16 protein-coding genes, 1 tRNA gene and 1 pseudogene are annotated in these 16,573 nt (G+C 64.6%); 13 read left to right on the top strand and 5 right to left on the bottom strand.

Annotated elements, in window-relative coordinates; all coding sequences use genetic code 11:
* Nucleotides 1–115: 115 nt before the first annotated feature.
* The 10 genes and pseudogenes from ACZ5MJ_RS05365 (at nucleotide 116) to ACZ5MJ_RS05410 (ending at nucleotide 8,907) form a co-directional block, all read left to right on the top strand.
* A complete protein-coding gene (locus tag ACZ5MJ_RS05365; protein WP_464222794.1) occupies nucleotides 116–811 on the top strand; it encodes a TetR/AcrR family transcriptional regulator in 696 nt (231 codons plus the stop codon).
* A 169-nt stretch (nucleotides 812–980) separates the two neighbouring features.
* Nucleotides 981–2,270 (top strand): acyl-CoA dehydrogenase family protein, encoded by a 1,290-nt coding sequence (locus ACZ5MJ_RS05370; RefSeq protein WP_464222795.1) that lies wholly within the window; start codon nucleotides 981–983, stop codon nucleotides 2,268–2,270.
* 128 nt (nucleotides 2,271–2,398) lie between these two features.
* The gene (locus tag ACZ5MJ_RS05375) at nucleotides 2,399–3,883 is read left to right on the top strand and encodes a flavin monoamine oxidase family protein (RefSeq protein WP_464222796.1); all 1,485 of its coding nucleotides are present in this window, start codon (nucleotides 2,399–2,401) and stop codon (nucleotides 3,881–3,883) included.
* 9 nt (nucleotides 3,884–3,892) lie between these two features.
* A complete protein-coding gene (locus ACZ5MJ_RS05380; RefSeq protein WP_464222797.1) occupies nucleotides 3,893–4,549 on the top strand; it encodes a c-type cytochrome in 657 nt (218 codons plus the stop codon).
* A 40-nt stretch (nucleotides 4,550–4,589) separates the two neighbouring features.
* Entirely contained in the window at nucleotides 4,590–5,285 is a 696-nt protein-coding gene (locus ACZ5MJ_RS05385; protein WP_464222798.1) for a hypothetical protein, read from the top strand.
* 29 nt (nucleotides 5,286–5,314) lie between these two features.
* On the top strand, nucleotides 5,315–6,433 hold the full coding sequence (locus ACZ5MJ_RS05390; protein WP_464223662.1) for a Re/Si-specific NAD(P)(+) transhydrogenase subunit alpha: 1,119 nt from the start codon (nucleotides 5,315–5,317) through the stop codon (nucleotides 6,431–6,433).
* Between the two features lie 10 nt (nucleotides 6,434–6,443).
* Nucleotides 6,444–6,758: an NAD(P) transhydrogenase subunit alpha part 2 gene (locus ACZ5MJ_RS05395; protein WP_464222799.1), complete on the top strand. Its 315-nt coding sequence runs from the start codon at nucleotides 6,444–6,446 to the stop codon at nucleotides 6,756–6,758.
* Nucleotides 6,755–8,227: an NAD(P)(+) transhydrogenase (Re/Si-specific) subunit beta gene (locus tag ACZ5MJ_RS05400; RefSeq protein ID WP_464222800.1), complete on the top strand. Its 1,473-nt coding sequence runs from the start codon at nucleotides 6,755–6,757 to the stop codon at nucleotides 8,225–8,227. The genes ACZ5MJ_RS05395 and ACZ5MJ_RS05400 overlap by 4 nt, the downstream gene beginning before the upstream one ends.
* A 1-nt stretch (nucleotide 8,228) precedes the next feature.
* Nucleotides 8,229–8,453: pseudogene (locus ACZ5MJ_RS05405) on the top strand (phosphotransferase family protein); the annotation flags it as partial.
* Nucleotides 8,454–8,751: 298 nt separating this feature from the next.
* The gene (locus ACZ5MJ_RS05410) at nucleotides 8,752–8,907 is read left to right on the top strand and encodes a hypothetical protein (RefSeq protein ID WP_464222801.1); all 156 of its coding nucleotides are present in this window, start codon (nucleotides 8,752–8,754) and stop codon (nucleotides 8,905–8,907) included.
* A 111-nt stretch (nucleotides 8,908–9,018) separates the two neighbouring features.
* On the opposite strand, the gene ACZ5MJ_RS05415 is transcribed toward ACZ5MJ_RS05410, so the two are convergent.
* The 5 genes from ACZ5MJ_RS05415 to ACZ5MJ_RS05435 form a co-directional block, all read right to left on the bottom strand.
* Nucleotides 9,019–9,387 carry a hypothetical protein gene (locus tag ACZ5MJ_RS05415; RefSeq protein WP_464222802.1) on the bottom strand — a complete coding sequence of 123 codons (369 nt, stop codon included), beginning with the start codon at nucleotides 9,385–9,387 and terminating at the stop codon, nucleotides 9,019–9,021.
* A gap of 154 nt (nucleotides 9,388–9,541) precedes the next feature.
* Nucleotides 9,542–9,616: transfer RNA gene (locus ACZ5MJ_RS05420), tRNA-Val, on the bottom strand.
* Nucleotides 9,617–9,704: 88 nt separating this feature from the next.
* A complete protein-coding gene (gene dnaQ, locus ACZ5MJ_RS05425; RefSeq protein WP_464222803.1) occupies nucleotides 9,705–10,445 on the bottom strand; it encodes a DNA polymerase III subunit epsilon in 741 nt (246 codons plus the stop codon).
* A 57-nt stretch (nucleotides 10,446–10,502) separates the two neighbouring features.
* Nucleotides 10,503–10,940, bottom strand: a complete 438-nt coding sequence (gene rnhA / locus ACZ5MJ_RS05430) for a ribonuclease HI (protein WP_018309325.1) — start codon at nucleotides 10,938–10,940, stop codon at nucleotides 10,503–10,505.
* 70 nt (nucleotides 10,941–11,010) lie between these two features.
* Nucleotides 11,011–11,811: a methyltransferase domain-containing protein gene (locus ACZ5MJ_RS05435; RefSeq protein WP_464222804.1), complete on the bottom strand. Its 801-nt coding sequence runs from the start codon at nucleotides 11,809–11,811 to the stop codon at nucleotides 11,011–11,013.
* 12 nt (nucleotides 11,812–11,823) lie between these two features.
* Here ACZ5MJ_RS05435 and gloB point away from each other — a divergent pair, with 12 nt between their 5' ends.
* The 3 genes from gloB (at nucleotide 11,824) to ACZ5MJ_RS05450 (ending at nucleotide 16,529) form a co-directional block, all read left to right on the top strand.
* The gene (gene gloB / locus ACZ5MJ_RS05440) at nucleotides 11,824–12,624 is read left to right on the top strand and encodes a hydroxyacylglutathione hydrolase (protein ID WP_464222805.1); all 801 of its coding nucleotides are present in this window, start codon (nucleotides 11,824–11,826) and stop codon (nucleotides 12,622–12,624) included.
* Nucleotides 12,625–12,765: 141 nt separating this feature from the next.
* On the top strand, nucleotides 12,766–14,451 hold the full coding sequence (locus ACZ5MJ_RS05445; RefSeq protein ID WP_464222806.1) for a transglycosylase SLT domain-containing protein: 1,686 nt from the start codon (nucleotides 12,766–12,768) through the stop codon (nucleotides 14,449–14,451).
* 185 nt (nucleotides 14,452–14,636) lie between these two features.
* A complete protein-coding gene (locus tag ACZ5MJ_RS05450; protein WP_464222807.1) occupies nucleotides 14,637–16,529 on the top strand; it encodes a propionate--CoA ligase in 1,893 nt (630 codons plus the stop codon).
* Nucleotides 16,530–16,573 lie beyond the last annotated feature (44 nt).

Below are 16,573 nucleotides of genomic sequence, written 5' to 3' on the forward strand. Positions count from 1 at the left end.
ACAGAGACTGCAGACGTCCTGGCGTTACCAAGGCTGGCAAGGGCATCTGCGATATACTGATGCCCGCTCAGCGAACTGCTAGCGCGATCACCCTGGCGAGGCGATACGCCCAATCATGACAGAGACGACAACAGTGCCCATTGAGCAGCGCAGCCCCAGAAAGCGGCGCGCGTCTGCAGCATCCGAAGGTGCAAGCCCGGAGACCTTGCGAGCCCAGGGCTTGCGCACTCGCAACGCAATCGTTCGCGTGGCAAGAAAGCTCCTGCTCGAAGGCGGCCCGCTGGAATTCTCGTTGCGCGCAGTGGCCCTTCGGGCCGGGGTCAGCGTCAGCAATCTCCAGTACTACTTTCCGACGCGGCCAGCTGTGTTACGCGCGGTCATGGAGCCCGAGATCAATGCGTATCTGGATGCCCTCAGGCGCGCGCTCAACAGCAGCGTGTCGCCCCGTGAGGCCCACGACGCGATCCTGATGAAAGCCATCACCGACGCGAGGGATACCAAGTACGTGGCATTGTGGCGGCACTTCTTCTCGTTCGCGTCCACCGACCCCGAGTGCGCCAATTTGCTCGATGAGTGGTACGACACGCTGACGCAGGAGCTGGCACAGGTCATCCGTGCGATCAATCCAAAATATGGAGCGGACGAGAGCATGCACGTTGCCGCGCTTCTCATCGCGATGGCGGATGGATTGGCACTTCAACTCGGAACGAAACGTCGCAAGCACGGCTATTTGCAGGGGCTCGACAAGCGGTACCTTGCATTTGCCAATGACGTTGTGCTGGGAAAGGTACCCGGCCCGAGCAAGAGCTAGCCCTCAGAACACCGGCAGGGCAATCAACGAAGACAGGGGAATACCCTGTCTTTTTTTTTCTCCCTATGTTTTGTACATTGACCTATGTTTGGTATGTAGTTCTACAAAAGAGATGGCCCGGCGGTTAAGCGCCAGGCCAGTTGGTATCCAGGAAAGGAGGAGCGCCGAAATGATTCGTCTGAAGACATCTGTGGAGTTGCCGTCGGTCGAGCTGACCGGTTTCGAGACACCGTTGAGCGAAGAGGAAAGTGCGATCCAGAGCACGGTCCACCGCTTCGCACGTGACGTGCTGCGCCCGATCGGCCGGGAGCTTGACCGCATGACGCCGGAGCAGGTGATCGCCCCCGGGTCCCCGTACTGGACCGCCATGATCGAGGCGGCCAAGCTCGGGCTCGATCCTCAATTGATCGCGCAGTTCCCGCCCGAGATGGCCGTCAGGATCGAATCGATCATCAGCGAAGAACTCGGCTGGGGTGATGCGGGTCTGGCCGTTTCGATCACCGCGTCGGTCATGCCGATGATGGTGGCTCAGTCGGTTGGCAATCAGGAACTGATCGACATGTGCGCCGGCAAGGTCGGCTGCTGGTCGAACACGCAGCCCGATCGCGGCTCGGATGGCGCGGTCCTCTATCGTGAAGAGGTCAGTGCGCACGGAAAGCAGTCGTTGGGCAACGTCACTGCAAAGGTCGGCACCGACGAAGTTGTCATCAACGGGCAGTACTCGTCGTGGGTGTCGAACGGTTCGGTCGCGCAGGTGGCGCTCGCGTACATGGCGGCGGATTATGGTGATGGGTTTTACGGCACCGGAGAGCGCGGTGCGTTCACGAACGGCATCGGGATGATCATTCCGCTGGATCTGCCGGGCATCTCGCGCGGCAAGCCGTTGGACAAGATCGGCCAGCGCGCGCTGCCGCAGGGTGAGATCTTCTTTGACAACGTCAGGGTGCCGAAGCGCTTCGCGATCGCGCTGGAGGACGACTATCTCGGCAACATCGCTTCGGCATGGTCACACGCCGGGACGAACATGTGTCAGGTTTTCACCGGTGTGGCCCGTTCCGCATTCGAGCTGGCGCTTGCCTATTGCCACGAGCGCAAGCAGGGCGGCGGGCTGCTCATCGAACATCAGATGACGCAGTTGCGGCTGGGTGAGATGCTGCGCCGGCTCGAGATGGCGCGTGCCATCTCCCGCCGCAGCCTGGCGTACTCACGCCTGTCGCCGCGGACCCACCCGTACGCAAGTGCACAGGCCAAAGTCAGCGTGACCGAAGAAGCGATGAAGATCGCCCACGAGGCATTCCAGCTCTTCGGCGGTAACGGCACCACCCGCGAGTATCCGATCGAGAAGATCTTCCGCGACTGCCGCTCGGCGCTGATCGAGGATGGCGAAAACTATGTCCTCACGTCACGCCTGGGTGTGCTGGCAAGCCAGCTCTACCAGAACGGGTGGACGAAGGAATAGGCGTCGCGAACGGATGTGGGCAGCCGCGCGGCGGGCGCAACGTCCGCGCGATTCACGATCGATGCACAGTGAGGCCGCGGCGCCAGACACGCACGAAGCATCTCGTTCATAGCAGCTACTGAGACAACATGGCAGAGAAATCTCCCCCAGACAGCGCAGCCAACCTGCAGCGCAGGCAATGGCTAAAATGCGCCGGCGCCGCGGCTGCAGCGGGCAGTTTGGCGATTGGCGCCCGGCAGGCAAGTGCCGGTGCCGCCATGGCCAAACAGAAATCAGACGGCGTCCTTGACGTCGCCATTATCGGCGCGGGGCTGGCAGGCCTGACCGCGGCGCGCGACCTGCAGCTGGCAGGTTGCCAGTCATTCATGGTGCTGGAAGCGCGGGACCGTGTCGGCGGTCGGACGCTCAACTACAACATCGCGGGCGGCTATGTCTCCGAGGTCGGCGGGCAGTGGATCGGCCCCGGTCAGACAGCCGTGGCGGATCTTGCTCGCGAATTGGAGGTCGGCACATTCCCGAGCTACTACACCGGCAAGACGGTCATTATTGGCGGTAACGGCCGGGTGGAAATCGATCTGAAGGGGACGTTCGGCACAGACGAGGCCGTTGGCGCGCGCTTGAGCAAGCTCTCCCGCGATGTGCCTTCGGGCGCGCCGTGGCAATCCCCGAGAGCCGCTGAGCTGGACCAGCTTTCGATCGGTGACTGGCTGGCCAAACAGAACATCAAGCCTGAAGACCAGATGGGATGGAACAGCAGCGTCTTGCTCTCCGGCGGCGCGGCACCGGCCAAGATGGGGCTGTTGCATTTCCTTTCCATGATCAGTTCGGCCGACCGCGATTATTCGCAGCTTGACTCGATAAAGCACAGCGCCCAGGAAACCCGGTTCGTTGGCGGCTCGCAAATTCTGAGCATCAAGATGGCGCGGCAACTGGGCGACAAGGTGCGACTGTCAACGCCGGTGCGTCAGATTTCCGGTTGGGACCGCGATGTCGTCACCCTGCATACCGACCGTGGTGAAGTGCGTGCGCGCAAAGTCATCATGGCGATCCACCCAGCCCTGTGTCATCAGGTGCAGTTCAACCCGCCGCTGCCTGAAAAGCGTGCCGCCCTGCAGCGTGCGTGGCCCGCGCATTCGCCTGCGCGCAAGACTGCCTTGGTGTATCGCCGCCCGTTCTGGCGCGACAAGGGCCTGAATGGACACGTTCTTCAGGTCGGTGGGCCGGTGATCTGGGCCTTCGACAACTCTCCGCCGGGCGCGGAAATCGGCGTCATCAACGCCTTTGTCGTGAACGCGATGCTCCCGTCGGAGCCTGAGGCGGCAAAGGCCATGCAGACGGAACTCTATGCCAGGGCATGGGGCCGCGAGGCATTGTCTCCGGTGGCCTACCACGATCAAGACTGGAGCCGGGTTGATCCTTGGAGCATCACTTGCGTCTCCGCCATCCCACCGGGCTTCTGGACAACGCATGGCGAAGCGCTGCGCCCCCCATGCGGCAACCTGATCTGGTCTGGAACGGAGACCGCAGAGATCTGGGCAGGCTATATGGACGGCGCCGTGCGCTCCGGCCACCAGGCATCCCTCCAGGTGCTGAACGCACTGCGTCGGGCATAGGAGGCGGAAATGAAGAAACTCATCCTTGCTGCGGTTCTTGCCATCGCTGCGATTCTTCTGGTGATCTTTGGCCCGGACCTTCTCGATCTTTATCGTCTTGACCGCTATATCGACGCCTCTGCCGAGGCCTATCAGGCCGACGGGGGCCCCTGGCCACACGTCAATGATGTCTGCTTTGGTTGCCACGGCGTCAAGGGCAATTCGCTCCATCAAGGCTATCCGGGCCTGGCGGGGCAGCCCGCCGCTTACCTGGAAACGCAATTGCACAACTTTGCGAGCGGGGCGCGGAGCAATCCGAGTATGGGGCCGCTGGCCATGACGATGGGCGACGCCCAGATCAAGGAGCTGGCGGATTACTTCTCGAAGGTGACGCCCGCGGCGAACGGCTACTTCAAGCCGGACCCCCAACTACGCGGAAAAGGGCAGCAGTTGGTGATGACCGGAAACTGCGCTGCATGCCACGGTGCTCGGTTGATGGGGCATGACCAGTTTCCGCGTCTTTCCGGCCAAGGCTACGACTACATCCTGGCGCAGTTCGATGCCTTCGCTTCCGGGACGCGCAGCGAGCCCACCGGCATGATGAAGAGCATTGCTGAACGCACGTCACCGGAAGACCGCAAGGCGATTGCCAACTACCTTGCAAGTCTTGAACCGAAACAACATTGACGCATCAGGCGCAATCGATCATCGGTATTGGAGTTGAATCATGGATCTCAGGTCTCTCGTTCTTGTGCTCTCCGCCGTCTTGCTGGCGTTGAGTTCGTTTGTCTATGGCTGGCAGTTTGTCAAGAAGCGCAATTACCTTCTCGGGGTCGAGATGTGGGTCGTCGGTGTGTCTTCCTCAAACGCCGTCGTATTCTTTGCGACCGAGTCACGGGTCTCCTATGCGATTTCCCATTTCTTCGACGCCTTCTCGCGAGGGTTCGGCATGCCGGTCATCGCGGTCGCAGGCATGATGACCATCACGCACGGCTTTAAGCCGTCGACCCGCGTGGACGTGGTGGCGTTTGTGGTTTCGTTTGCGGCTACATTCGTTCTGATTGGGGTGCATTTCATCGAAGGGATCTTGCCTTACTTCTTTGTCGTGATGTCGGTGCTGCTGTCGATTTATCTCGCCTATGTCATCAAGAGATTGCTGGGCATTGGGGCGACTTTCCAAGCGATGGCCTTGTTGTTGGCCCTGGTGAGTTGCCAAGCGATCGCATCGATCTATGACTTTTACAAGATCCCCGGAGAAGAAACGAATGTCGTGTTCAATTTCTTCACGCTTGCGCTATGCACCTGGGCTTACCTCATGCCGGCACTCTATTACGCCTACTCTGCTTTGGAGCGTGCGCAGAAACGTGCGCTGCGGTTTGATCCAGGCCACGCACTTCGCGGCCTGGAGCAGACTTCACGATGAATGACGCATCGCCAGACAAGGGTCAGACCATGCAGATAGGAATCCCGAAAGAGACGCGGGCAGGGGAGATGCGTGTCGCCGCAACACCGGAGACCGTAAAGAAGTATGTGGCACAGGGCCACGACGTCATCGTTGCGGCAGGTGCCGGCGAGCGGGCGAGCCAGCCTGATGCTGCTTATGAGGCAGTCGGAGCGCGCGTTGGCAGCAGTGCGGAGGCGTTAGGGGCCGACGCGGTGCTGAAGGTGCGCGGCCCCGATCCCATGGAGCTTGCGCAGATGAAGCGGAGCGCCGTGCTGGTCGGCATGCTCAATCCATTTGATGCGCAGAGCAATGCGCGCATGGCCGCCGCCGGTGTGATCGGTTTCGCCCTCGAAGCCGCTCCGCGCACCACGCGCGCGCAGAGCATGGACGTGCTGTCGTCGCAGGCCAACATCGCCGGCTACAAGGCCGTGCTGGTGGCCGCGCACCACTACCAGCGCTTCATGCCGATGCTGATGACCGCCGCCGGCACCGTCAAGGCCGCGCGCGTGCTGATCCTGGGCGCGGGTGTGGCAGGCCTGCAGGCCGTTGCCACGGCCAAGCGGCTGGGCGCGGTGATCGAAGCCTCCGACGTGCGCCCCGCGGTCAAGGAGCAGATCGAATCGCTGGGCGGCAAGTTCCTCGACGTACCGTTCCTGACCGACGAAGAGCGCGAGATCGCCCAGGGCGTGGGCGGCTATGCCCGCCCGATGCCGCCGGACTGGATGAAGCGCCAGGCCGAGCTGGTTCACGAGCGGGCCAAGCAGGCCGACATCGTCATCACCACGGCGCTGATTCCCGGCCGGCGCGCGCCCACGTTACTGCATGAAGAGACGGTGCGGCAAATGAAGCCAGGCTCCGTGGTGGTCGACCTGGCCGCCGCGCAAGGCGGAAACTGCCCGCTGACCGTGCCCGACGAGGTGGTTCATCGGCACCGCGTGACGCTGGTCGGGTACACCAACCTGGCCAGCATGGTTGCGGCCGATGCCTCGGCGCTGTACGCCCGCAACGTGTTCGATTTCCTCAAGCTCATCGTCGACAAGGACGGCGTACTCGCGATCGACACCAGCGATGACATCGTTGCCGCGTGCCTCGTCTGCCGTGATGGGGCGATTCTGCGGGCAGCATAAGGAGACAAGGATGGAAGTCATCAATCACACGGTGATCAATCTGATCATCCTGGTGCTGGCGATCTACGTCGGCTATCACGTCGTCTGGACGGTCACGCCGGCGCTGCATACCCCGCTGATGGCGGTGACCAACGCCATCTCGGCCATCGTCATCGTGGGTGCCATGCTGGCTGCCGGTCTGACCGAAAGCGGTCTCGGGCGCGTCATGGGCGTGGCGGCGGTGGCGCTGGCCGCAGTCAACGTGTTCGGCGGGTTCCTGGTAACCCAGCGGATGCTCGAGATGTTCAGGAAGAAGGAAGCCAGGACCAAGGAGCGGGCGTCATGAGCGGGCTCGTCAGCATGAATCTGGTAACGCTGCTGTACCTGGTGGCCTCGGTGTGCTTCATCCAGGCACTCAAGGGGCTGTCCCATCCGGCCACGGCGCGGCGCGGTAATGCCTTCGGCATGGCGGGCATGGCCATTGCCGGGCTCACCACCATTGCGCTGATCGTTCGGCTCAAAGAGACGTTGCTCGCGGCCGGCGCGGCGCAGGCATCGGTGGCTTCCGGGCTGGCGCTGATCCTCGCAGCATTGGTGGTGGGCGGTGGTCTTGGTGCTTACGTTGCCCGCAAGGTGGAAATGACCAAGATGCCGGAACTGGTGGCGGCGATGCACTCGCTCATCGGCCTGGCGGCGGTGTTCATTGCGGTGGCTGCCGTGGCGGAACCCTCCGCTTTCGGCATTGCACCGGCTGGTTCGCATGAAATCCCGCTGGGCAACCGTATCGAGCTGTTCATCGGCTGCTTTGTCGGTGCCATCACCTTCTCGGGCTCGGTAATTGCGTTCGGCAAGCTATCGGGCAAGTACAAGTTCCGGCTGTTCCAGGGGGCACCGGTGCAGTTTGCCGGGCAGCATTGGCTCAACCTGCTGATGGCGGTGGCCATGATCGGCTTGGGTGTGGCCTTCTTCATGTCCCAGGCTTGGCTGCACTTCGTGCTGATGCTGGCAATTGCCTTTGTGCTTGGGGTGTTGATCATTATCCCGATCGGTGGCGCAGATATGCCGGTGGTGGTGTCGATGCTGAACTCGTACTCGGGCTGGGCGGCGGCCGGTATCGGCTTCTCGCTGAATAACCCGATGCTGATCATCGCGGGCTCGCTCGTGGGTTCGTCTGGTGCGATTCTCTCGTACATCATGTGCCGCGCGATGAACCGGTCATTCTTCAACGTGATCCTGGGCGGCTTTGGTGGCGAGGCTGCATCCGCCACGCCGGGCGGCGCGCAGCAGCAGCGCCCGGTGAAGGCCGGGTCGGCCGACGACGCGGCGTTCGTGATGGGCAATGCCGAGAGCGTGATCATCGTGCCGGGCTATGGTCTGGCGGTAGCACGCGCCCAGCATGCGCTCAAGGAACTCACCGAACTGCTGTCGGAGAAGGGCGTGACAGTCAAGTACGCGATCCACCCGGTGGCGGGCCGCATGCCGGGCCACATGAACGTGCTGCTGGCGGAAGCCGAGGTGCCCTACGACCAGGTCTTCGAAATGGAGGACATCAACGGCGAATTCGGTCAGGCCGACGTGGTGCTGGTGCTGGGTGCCAACGACGTGGTCAACCCGGCGGCCAAGACCGACCCCAAGTCCCCCATCGCCGGCATGCCTATCCTCGAGGCCTACAAGGCCAAGACCGTGATCGTCAACAAGCGCTCGATGAACGCCGGCTATGCCGGGCTGGACAATGACCTGTTCTACATGGACAAGACCATGATGGTCTTTGGCGATGCCAAGAAAGTGGTCGAGGACATGGCCAAGGCGGTCTGAAGAAGCCGAGATGGTGGCGCGCTACTGCGAGCTGCGTCGCCTTGCGGCAATCGAGAACTGGCTCTTCTACCTCGCGTTCAGCTTCTTCCGCCTGGCGGCCATCGCGCAGGGCGTCAAGAAGCGCGCGCTCCATGGCAACGCATCAAACACTCAGGCCGGCAAGGTTGGCGACATGGCTGGGTTGCTGGCGGAGCAGGCCGTACGCCTGATCAACACCTGCCGCTAGTACGGGCCGTACGGCATTCGCGTGAACGCACTGCTCCCGGGCCTGACCAAGACCAAGTTTGCGGGCGCGCTCTATGCCCGGCGCAGCTACCTGCGTGCGCAGGACGCCGTCAGCCAGTCGGAAGGTGAGCGCTGACGAGCATCCATGCTGAGCGCGATGCCGCACAGAGTGGCCGCATCCTGGTGTGCCAATGTTTCTATAAAGAAACGTGACGGGTCCAGATAAAAACAACGCCGCTGCTCGCTGCAGCCATGCCGGGGGAACTCGGACTCACGTCAGCAGATAGCGAGGAGGCGTCGTGAGCGAAGTCAAGATGGGCATTCTGTCCCTGGCCCTGCTGGGGGGGGCCCTTTATGCATTGGCAAGCACGTTGGGCATGAATTCGAGCATTACCGAGATGGCGGGGCAACTCGTGCAGCTGGGTTCTGATCTGTTGCACCGGCTATGGCTCTGAGGAACCCCATGCGGGGCGCGCCAGGCAAGATTACCAGCGGCCGTGGCAGGCAGACGCTGAAGCTGAGGCCAGGGACAGGTGGGAGCGCCATGATGGCCTGGCGCCATCATCTCAGCGTTTCCAGACAATCGGCGCGATGGCGGAGCAATCGATTACCTTGCCGAACCAGTTCCTGCTGGTATTCAGCTTGAAGCGTCGGTCGTCCACTGGTTCGATCTGCCTGTGCCTTCGCTCGGCCAGGCTGTTGGCCACATTGATAGCGGCGGTCTTGCACTCGGCCGCCGCGGTACCGGGCAGCATCGTGAACCGCTGGTAACGGTAGTTGACCATGAGCGTAAAGCCGTCCGGCACGTATTCCACCGTGTACTCCGTCGCCATATCGTAGGTGGACATCTGGCGGCCGGAATAGGGCGGCGCTGTGGTGGTGCAGGCAGCAAACACCAGGCAGGCCATCGCCGCCGGGATCTTCAGGTATTTCACAGTGCGATCTCCATTCGTGCCCACCCTGAATACGTACCCTCAAGAAGGGTGGCTGTCGGTGGCAAACCGTGGCAAACGCTGGACAACAAAAAACCCAGAAGGCCTTACGCCGTCTGGGTTCCTTGGCAACGTAGGCAGTTGCTAGCCATTTGTCTGGTGGGTGGTACAGGGATTGAACCTGTGACCCCTGCCGTGTGAAGGCAGTGCTCTACCGCTGAGCTAACCACCCCTTACTGCGCCGTCGTTGCCGTCGTGCAGCGGAGAAGTGAGATTATGCAGAGGTTCTTGTATCTTGTAAAGCCCTTTTTTGATTTTTGTCAGGCGGCCAGGTTTCCGGGCGCCGCCGCGGGGGCTTCCTGCCACACCGTCTTGCCGCCGCTGGCCTTGTCCAGCCCCTTGAGCAGGTCGAGGTGAGCCTGGTGTTCCTCGTCGGTGGCGCGCAGCACGGGCAGGGCGAGGCGCGACAGGTCGGCCGCCGCAACCGCGCCACCGTGGCTTGCGCTGCTGTCGTGCATGTCGATCACCAGCGAATCCTGGCCGCGCGTCATGGCCAGGTAGACCTCGGCCAGCAGCTCGGCATCCAGCAGTGCGCCGTGCAGTGTGCGGTGGGCGTTGCTGATGCCCATGCGGTCGCACAGGGCGTCGAGCGAGTTGCGCTTGCCGGGGAACATCTGGCGGGCTTCGCGCAGGGTATCGATCACATTGCCCGCATGCTGGCGGAATGGCGGCAGGCCCAGCAGCTGGAATTCCATGTCGAGGAAGCCCAGGTCGAACGGCGCGTTGTGGATGATCAGTTCGGCGTCCTGGACGAACTCGCGGATGTCGTCGACAACTTCGGCAAAGCGGGGCTTGTCGGCCAGGAACTCGACCGTGATGCCGTGGACGGCGATTGCGCCCTCGTCGATATCGCGTTCCGGATTGACGTAGAAGTGCAGGTGGCGCCCCGTCAGGCGGCGGTTCATCAACTCGACGCAGCCGATTTCAATCAGACGGTCGCCGGTGGCGGCATTCAGGCCGGTGGTTTCGGTATCGAGAACGATTTGTCGCATGGCGGGCATTCTAGCGGAGCGGCGCGGGCCTTCCGCGGTTCTTGTTGCTTGTGATGAAGAATCCGGTCAGCGGCCGATCGATTCGACGCCGCGGTTGGCCAGCGCGTCGGCGCGCTCATTGCCGGGGTGGCCATTGTGGCCGCGCACCCAGTGCCACGAGATCTGGTGCGGCTGCGCCAGGGTGTCCAGCTCCTGCCACAGGTCGGCGTTCTTGACGGGTTTCTTGTCGGCGGTCTTCCAGCCGCGGGCCTTCCAGCCGGGCAGCCATTCGCTGATGCCTTTCTGGACGTACTGCGAGTCGGTGTAGACGCGCACGACGCAGGGCCGCTTGAGCGCGCGCAGCGCTTCGATCACGGCGGTCATTTCCATGCGGTTGTTGGTGGTGTTCGGCTCGCCGCCGAACAGTTCCTTTTCGCTGGTGCCGGCGACGAGCACCGCGCCCCAGCCGCCGCGGCCGGGATTGCCCTTGCAGGCGCCGTCGGAGTAGATCGTGACTTCTTGCATGTGATTCCGTAGTGGCCACCCGCATGGCGGGTGGCGCATTGAGGTGTCAGGGGAAGGGCGCAGGACCGCGTCAGCGCTCTTCGCGGGGGGTCTTGCCGTGCGTGCCGGTGGGTGTGGCCACGGGTGACGATACCGGGGCCAGCGCCGGCTTGCTCTTCCAGGCCGGTCCGACCAGGCGGATATTGCGCACGCGCTTGATCGCCGAGATCATATAGACCGCGCCGAAGATCGGCCACCAGCGGTCGCCGGCCTTTTCCATGAAGGCGGCACGCTGCAGCCAGCGGTCGGTGCGGTAGGGCGGACAGTAGCAGCCGAAGCGGCCGCGGATGATATCGAAGCCCAGCAGCTTGAGCCAGTCCTTGATGCGCACGAAGCCGATCTGCTGGGCGTCGGTGGGCAGGAAGGGCGTGGCGCCAAGCCGGTTCATGCCCTGGCGGGCACCCCACAGGCTCATCGGATTGAAGCAGGTGACGACCACGCGGCCTTCTGGCATTAGCACGCGCGAGACCTCGCGCAGCACCTCGTGCGGGTCTTCGGCGAATTCCAGAATGTGCGGCAGCGTGACCAGGTCGATGCTCTGGGTGTCGAACGGCAGTTCGTCGAAGCGGCACAGCAGCTGGCGCGCGTCCGGATGTGCGGCACGCGGCCCGTGCGGCCCGCTGGACGGGTCCAGCGCCAGCGCCGAGAACGGCATCCGGTTTTCGCGCAGGGTATCGATAAAGGGCAGGCCCATCTGCACGGCGTGGTAGCCGAAGATGTCGGTCACGATCCGGTCGTACTGCAGCGCCTCCCAGCGCAGCATGTACTCGCCGGGAGGCGAGGCCAGCCAGTCTTCCCAGCTTACAATCGGATGTTTGGGACGATTGGACATAGGAGCATGCGCATGTTGAAGGTTGAGCCGATCCCGGCGTTCCAGGATAACTATATCTGGGCCATCCACGACGGCCATTGCGCGGCCGTGGTCGATCCTGGCGAGGCCGCGCCGGTGGAGCGCTTCCTGGCGCAAAGCGGTCTGGCTCTGGGCGCTATTGTAATCACCCATCACCACGGCGATCACCAGGGCGGCGTGGCCGAGTTGCTGGCGGCGCACCCGCGCACGCCGGCGGGCGAGCCGATGCCGGTGCTGGGGCCGGCCGGCGAGCGTATCGGCGCGCGCACCCAGGCCCTGCGCGAGGGCGATGTGGTGACCCTCAAGGCGCCGGCGCTGACCCTGCGCGTGCTGGACGTGCCGGGGCACACCGCCGGCCATATCGCCTACGTGGGCGACCTGGGCGCAGCCGGCCCGGCGGTCTTCTGCGGCGATACCCTGTTCGCCAGCGGCTGCGGGCGGCTGTTCGAAGGCACGCCGGCGCAGATGCTGGATTCGCTCGACAAGCTGGCGGCGCTGCCGGGCGATACCCGGGTCTATTGCGCGCACGAGTACACGCGCAGCAATGTGCGCTTCGCGCGCGCGGTCGAGCCGGGCAATGCCGCGCTGGCGGCGTGGGAGCAGCGCGTCGAGGCGCTGCGCGCGGCGGACCAGCCGACGCTGCCGACCACCATTGCCCACGAGCGCGAGGTCAACCCCTTCCTGCGCTCGCGCGAGCCGGCGGTGCGTGCCGCTGTGTCGGCCCAGGGCGGCGCCACCGCGGGCGACGCGCAGGCGTTCGGTGCGCTGCGCGGCTGGAAGGATAATTTCCGCTAGGCTCGCCAGGGCTGCAATGCCTTGCGCCACAAGGCCTCGCGGCGGCTCGCCGGAGACGCGATATGTGGAAAATCTGATTGACGCGATACGCGGTTTTTTTTAGCATCACGCATCTTTTTAGCGTCACGATTCGAGAACTTAATGAAAATTGGTCGATTACTGGCGGTGGTCGCGTGCGCCGCGCTGCTTGCAGCGTGCGCCAGCACCCCCACGCCGCCTGATGGCGCCAACGGCGCCGCGACCGCCCAGACTGCCAAGCGCCAGGATCCGCTCAACTCGCTCAGCGACAAGTCGGCGCTGCCGTCCTCTGCCACGATCAATGCCGACCGGGGTGGCCTGGACTGGATGCGCGGCCCTTCCAACGACATCTGGGACCGTATCCGGCGCGGCTTTGCCATGCAGGACCTGGAGGGTACGCTGGTCGATGACCGCACCCAGTGGTATGCGCAGCGGCCGGAATACATGGAGCGGATGGTCGGGCGCTCAAGCCGCTACCTCTATCACATCGTCGAGGAACTGGAGCGGCGCAAGATGCCGACCGAGCTGGCCCTGCTGCCGTTCGTCGAGAGCGCATTCAACCCGCAGGCGCAGTCCACCGCCAAGGCGGCCGGGATGTGGCAGTTCATCCCGAGCACGGGCAAGACGTACAACCTGAAGCAGAACATGTTCCGCGACGAGCGTCGCGACGTGCTGGCCTCGACCGACGCCGCGCTGGACTACCTGGCGCGGCTTTATGACATGTTCGGCGACTGGCAGCTGGCGCTGGCGGCGTACAACTGGGGCGAGGGCGCGGTGTCGCGCGCGATCGCGCGCAACCAGGCGCGCGGGCTGCCGACCGACTACGCCAGCCTGCCCATGCCCAACGAGACGCGCTACTACGTGCCGAAGCTGCAGGCGGTCAAGAACATCATCGCCAACCCGGCGGCGTACGGCGTCAAGCTGCCTGAGATCCCCGACCACCCGTACTTTGTCACCGTGACCACGTCGCGCGATATCGACGTGAACCTGGCGGCCAGGCTGGCGGACATGTCGCTGGAGGAGTTCAAGGCGCTCAACCCGTCGTTCAACCGGCCGGTGATCCTGGGCGCGTCGAACCCGCAGATCCTGCTGCCGTTCGATAACGCCGAGCGCTTCCAATACAACCTGAACACCTATCGCGGCGGGCTGTCGAGCTGGTCCGCGGTGACGGTGGACAGCCGCGAGCGCGTTGAATCCCTGGCGGCGCGCCTGAACGTCGACGCCGATACGCTGCGCGAGATCAACAGCATCCCGAAGGGCATGCGCCTGAAGGCGGGCTCGACCGTGATGATCCCGCGTTCGGGCCCGCACGACCAGGACATCAGCGCGACCCTGGCCGACAGCGCCATGCTGGCGATGGAGCCCGACTTGCCGGATGCGCGCCGCGTGGTGGTGCGCGCCAGCCGGCGCGACACGGTGGCCTCGGTGGCGCGCCGCTATGGCGTGTCGGCGGGGCAGGTGCAGTCGTGGAACAAGCTCTCCGGCACCAAGCTGGTCGCCGGGCAGAGCCTGGTGCTGATGGTGCCGGTGCGCGGCGCCGGCGCGGTGCGGGCGGCACGTGCCGAGCAGGCTGACCGGGCCGAGCGCGCGGAGATTTCCGAGCGCCCGGAACATGGCAGCAAGGCCGGCAAGGGCGGCATCGTCCGGGTTTCCGCCAAGGGCAAGGCGGAGCCGCGCAAGCGCGTTGTGGTCGAGGCCGCGCCGCGGCACACCACCAGGACGGCGCCGGCGCGCGTGACGCGCGAGGCCAAGGCCGGCCCGACCGTCAAGGCGTCGGCCAAGGCCGGCACCAAGGCCAAGACCCACTGACGCAAGCGGGCGCCGGCTGGTCCGGCGCACCGGGTAAAAAAGGGGCGATGCTTCGGCACGCCCCTTTTTTCATGTGCCGGCTCCGCCGCCGTGCGGCGCCCCTCCCAAACTGTATCCACGCGCACCCGCGCCGGTGGCAAACTACGGCCATATCACAAATGACCGCAGACGCGGAGGAGACAGACATGACGGCAAGCCATGCCGTGCATGCCCGTTCGCTGGCCGACCCCGAGGGGTTCTGGGCCGGGCAGGCGGCACGCATTGACTGGGAAACCCCGTTCAGCCAGGTGCTGGACAACAGCCGCGCGCCCTTTACGCGGTGGTTCGTGGGCGGGCGCACCAACCTGTGCCACAACGCGGTCGACCGCCACCTGGCGGCCCGCGCCAGCCAGCCGGCGCTGCACTGGGTCTCGACCGAGACCGACCAGGCGCGCACCTATACCTATGCCGAACTGCACGACGAGGTCAGCCGCATGGCGGCAATCCTGCAGGGCCTGGGCGTGCGGAAGGGCGACCGCGTGCTGATCTATATGCCGATGATCCCGGAGGCCGCGTTTGCGATGCTGGCGTGCGCGCGCATCGGCGCGATCCATTCGGTGGTGTTCGGGGGCTTTGCCTCGGTCAGCCTGGCGGCGCGCATCGAGGATGCCCGCCCGCGCGTGGTGGTCAGCGCCGACGCCGGCTCGCGTGGCGGCAAGGTGGTGCCATACAAGCCGCTGCTGGACGAGGCCATCCGGCTGTCGTCGCACCAGCCCGAAAAGGTGCTGCTGGTGGACCGGCAACTGGCGGACATGCCGCGCACCGAAGGACGCGACGAAGACTATGCCGCCTGGCGCGAGCGCGTGGCCGGCACGCAGGTGCCGTGCGTGTGGCTGGAATCGAGCGAGCCGTCGTACGTGCTCTACACCTCCGGCACCACCGGCAAGCCCAAGGGCGTGCAGCGCGATACCGGCGGCTATGCGGTGGCCCTGGCCACGTCGATGGAATACATCTTCTGCGGCAAGCCTGGCGACACCATGTTCACCGCGTCGGATATCGGCTGGGTGGTGGGGCACAGCTATATCGTCTATGGGCCGCTGCTGGCCGGCATGACCACGCTGATGTACGAAGGCACGCCGATCCGCCCGGACGGCGGCATCCTGTGGCGGCTGGTGGAGCAATACCAGGTCAACCTGATGTTCAGCGCGCCGACCGCCATCCGCGTGCTGAAGAAGCAGGACCCAGCCTGGCTGCGCCACTACGACCTGTCCAGCCTGCGCCTGCTGTTCCTGGCCGGCGAGCCGCTGGACGAGCCCACCGCGCGCTGGATCCAGGACGGCCTGGGCAAGCCGGTGGTCGACAACTACTGGCAGACCGAATCCGGCTGGCCCATCCTGGCGATCCAGCGCGGCATCGAGCCGCTGCCGCCCAAGCTGGGCTCGCCCGGCGTGCCGGCCTATGGCTATGACCTGAAGATCGTCGACGAGAACACCGGTGCGGAATGCCCGCCGGGGCAGAAGGGCGTGGTCGCCATCGACGGCCCGCTGCCGCCCGGATGCATGAGCACGGTGTGGGGCGACGACGATCGCTTCGTGCGCACTTACTGGCAGGCGGTGCCCAACCGGCTGTGCTATTCGACCTTCGACTGGGGCGTGCGCGACGCGGACGGCTACGTCTTTATCCTGGGCCGCACCGACGACGTGATCAACGTGGCCGGCCACCGCCTGGGCACCCGCGAGATCGAGGAAAGCCTGTCGTCCAACGCCGCCGTGGCCGAGGTGGCGGTGGTGGGCGTGCACGACGCGCTCAAAGGGCAGGTGGCGATGGCCTTCTGCATCGCACGTGATCCGGCGCGCACGGCCACGCCCGAAGCGCGGCTGGTGCTGGAGGGCGAGCTGATGAGAACGGTGGAGCAGCAACTGGGCGCCGTGGCCCGGCCGGCACGCGTCTTCTTTGTGAATGCGCTGCCCAAGACGCGTTCGGGCAAGTTGCTGCGGCGCGCCATGCAAGCCGTGGCCGAAGGGCGCGATCCCGGCGATCTCACGACGATTGAGGATCCGGGCGCCCTGGAGCAGTTGCAGGCGGCGCTGAAGGGCTAGGTTGCGCTGAGCGGGGCGGCTCGGGCGGCGATGGGGTGCCTTGC

The sequence above is a fragment of the Cupriavidus sp. LA-1 genome, from assembly GCF_055385985.1.

Bases quoted from the DNA above. Each gene is read 5' to 3' on its own strand.
- ACZ5MJ_RS05365 (WP_464222794.1), top strand. From the start codon at position 116: ATGACAGAGACGACAACAGTGCCCATTGAGCAGCGCAGCCCCAGAAAG.
- ACZ5MJ_RS05370 (WP_464222795.1), top strand. From the start codon at position 981: ATGATTCGTCTGAAGACATCTGTGGAGTTGCCGTCGGTCGAGCTGACC.
- ACZ5MJ_RS05375 (WP_464222796.1), top strand. From the start codon at position 2,399: ATGGCAGAGAAATCTCCCCCAGACAGCGCAGCCAACCTGCAGCGCAGG.
- ACZ5MJ_RS05380 (WP_464222797.1), top strand. From the start codon at position 3,893: ATGAAGAAACTCATCCTTGCTGCGGTTCTTGCCATCGCTGCGATTCTT.
- ACZ5MJ_RS05385 (WP_464222798.1), top strand. From the start codon at position 4,590: ATGGATCTCAGGTCTCTCGTTCTTGTGCTCTCCGCCGTCTTGCTGGCG.
- ACZ5MJ_RS05390 (WP_464223662.1), top strand. From the start codon at position 5,315: ATGCAGATAGGAATCCCGAAAGAGACGCGGGCAGGGGAGATGCGTGTC.
- ACZ5MJ_RS05395 (WP_464222799.1), top strand. From the start codon at position 6,444: ATGGAAGTCATCAATCACACGGTGATCAATCTGATCATCCTGGTGCTG.
- ACZ5MJ_RS05400 (WP_464222800.1), top strand. From the start codon at position 6,755: ATGAGCGGGCTCGTCAGCATGAATCTGGTAACGCTGCTGTACCTGGTG.
- dnaQ (WP_464222803.1), bottom strand. From the start codon at position 10,445: ATGCCCGCCATGCGACAAATCGTTCTCGATACCGAAACCACCGGCCTG.
- rnhA (WP_018309325.1), bottom strand. From the start codon at position 10,940: ATGCAAGAAGTCACGATCTACTCCGACGGCGCCTGCAAGGGCAATCCC.
- ACZ5MJ_RS05435 (WP_464222804.1), bottom strand. From the start codon at position 11,811: ATGTCCAATCGTCCCAAACATCCGATTGTAAGCTGGGAAGACTGGCTG.
- gloB (WP_464222805.1), top strand. From the start codon at position 11,824: ATGTTGAAGGTTGAGCCGATCCCGGCGTTCCAGGATAACTATATCTGG.
- ACZ5MJ_RS05445 (WP_464222806.1), top strand. From the start codon at position 12,766: ATGAAAATTGGTCGATTACTGGCGGTGGTCGCGTGCGCCGCGCTGCTT.
- ACZ5MJ_RS05450 (WP_464222807.1), top strand. From the start codon at position 14,637: ATGACGGCAAGCCATGCCGTGCATGCCCGTTCGCTGGCCGACCCCGAG.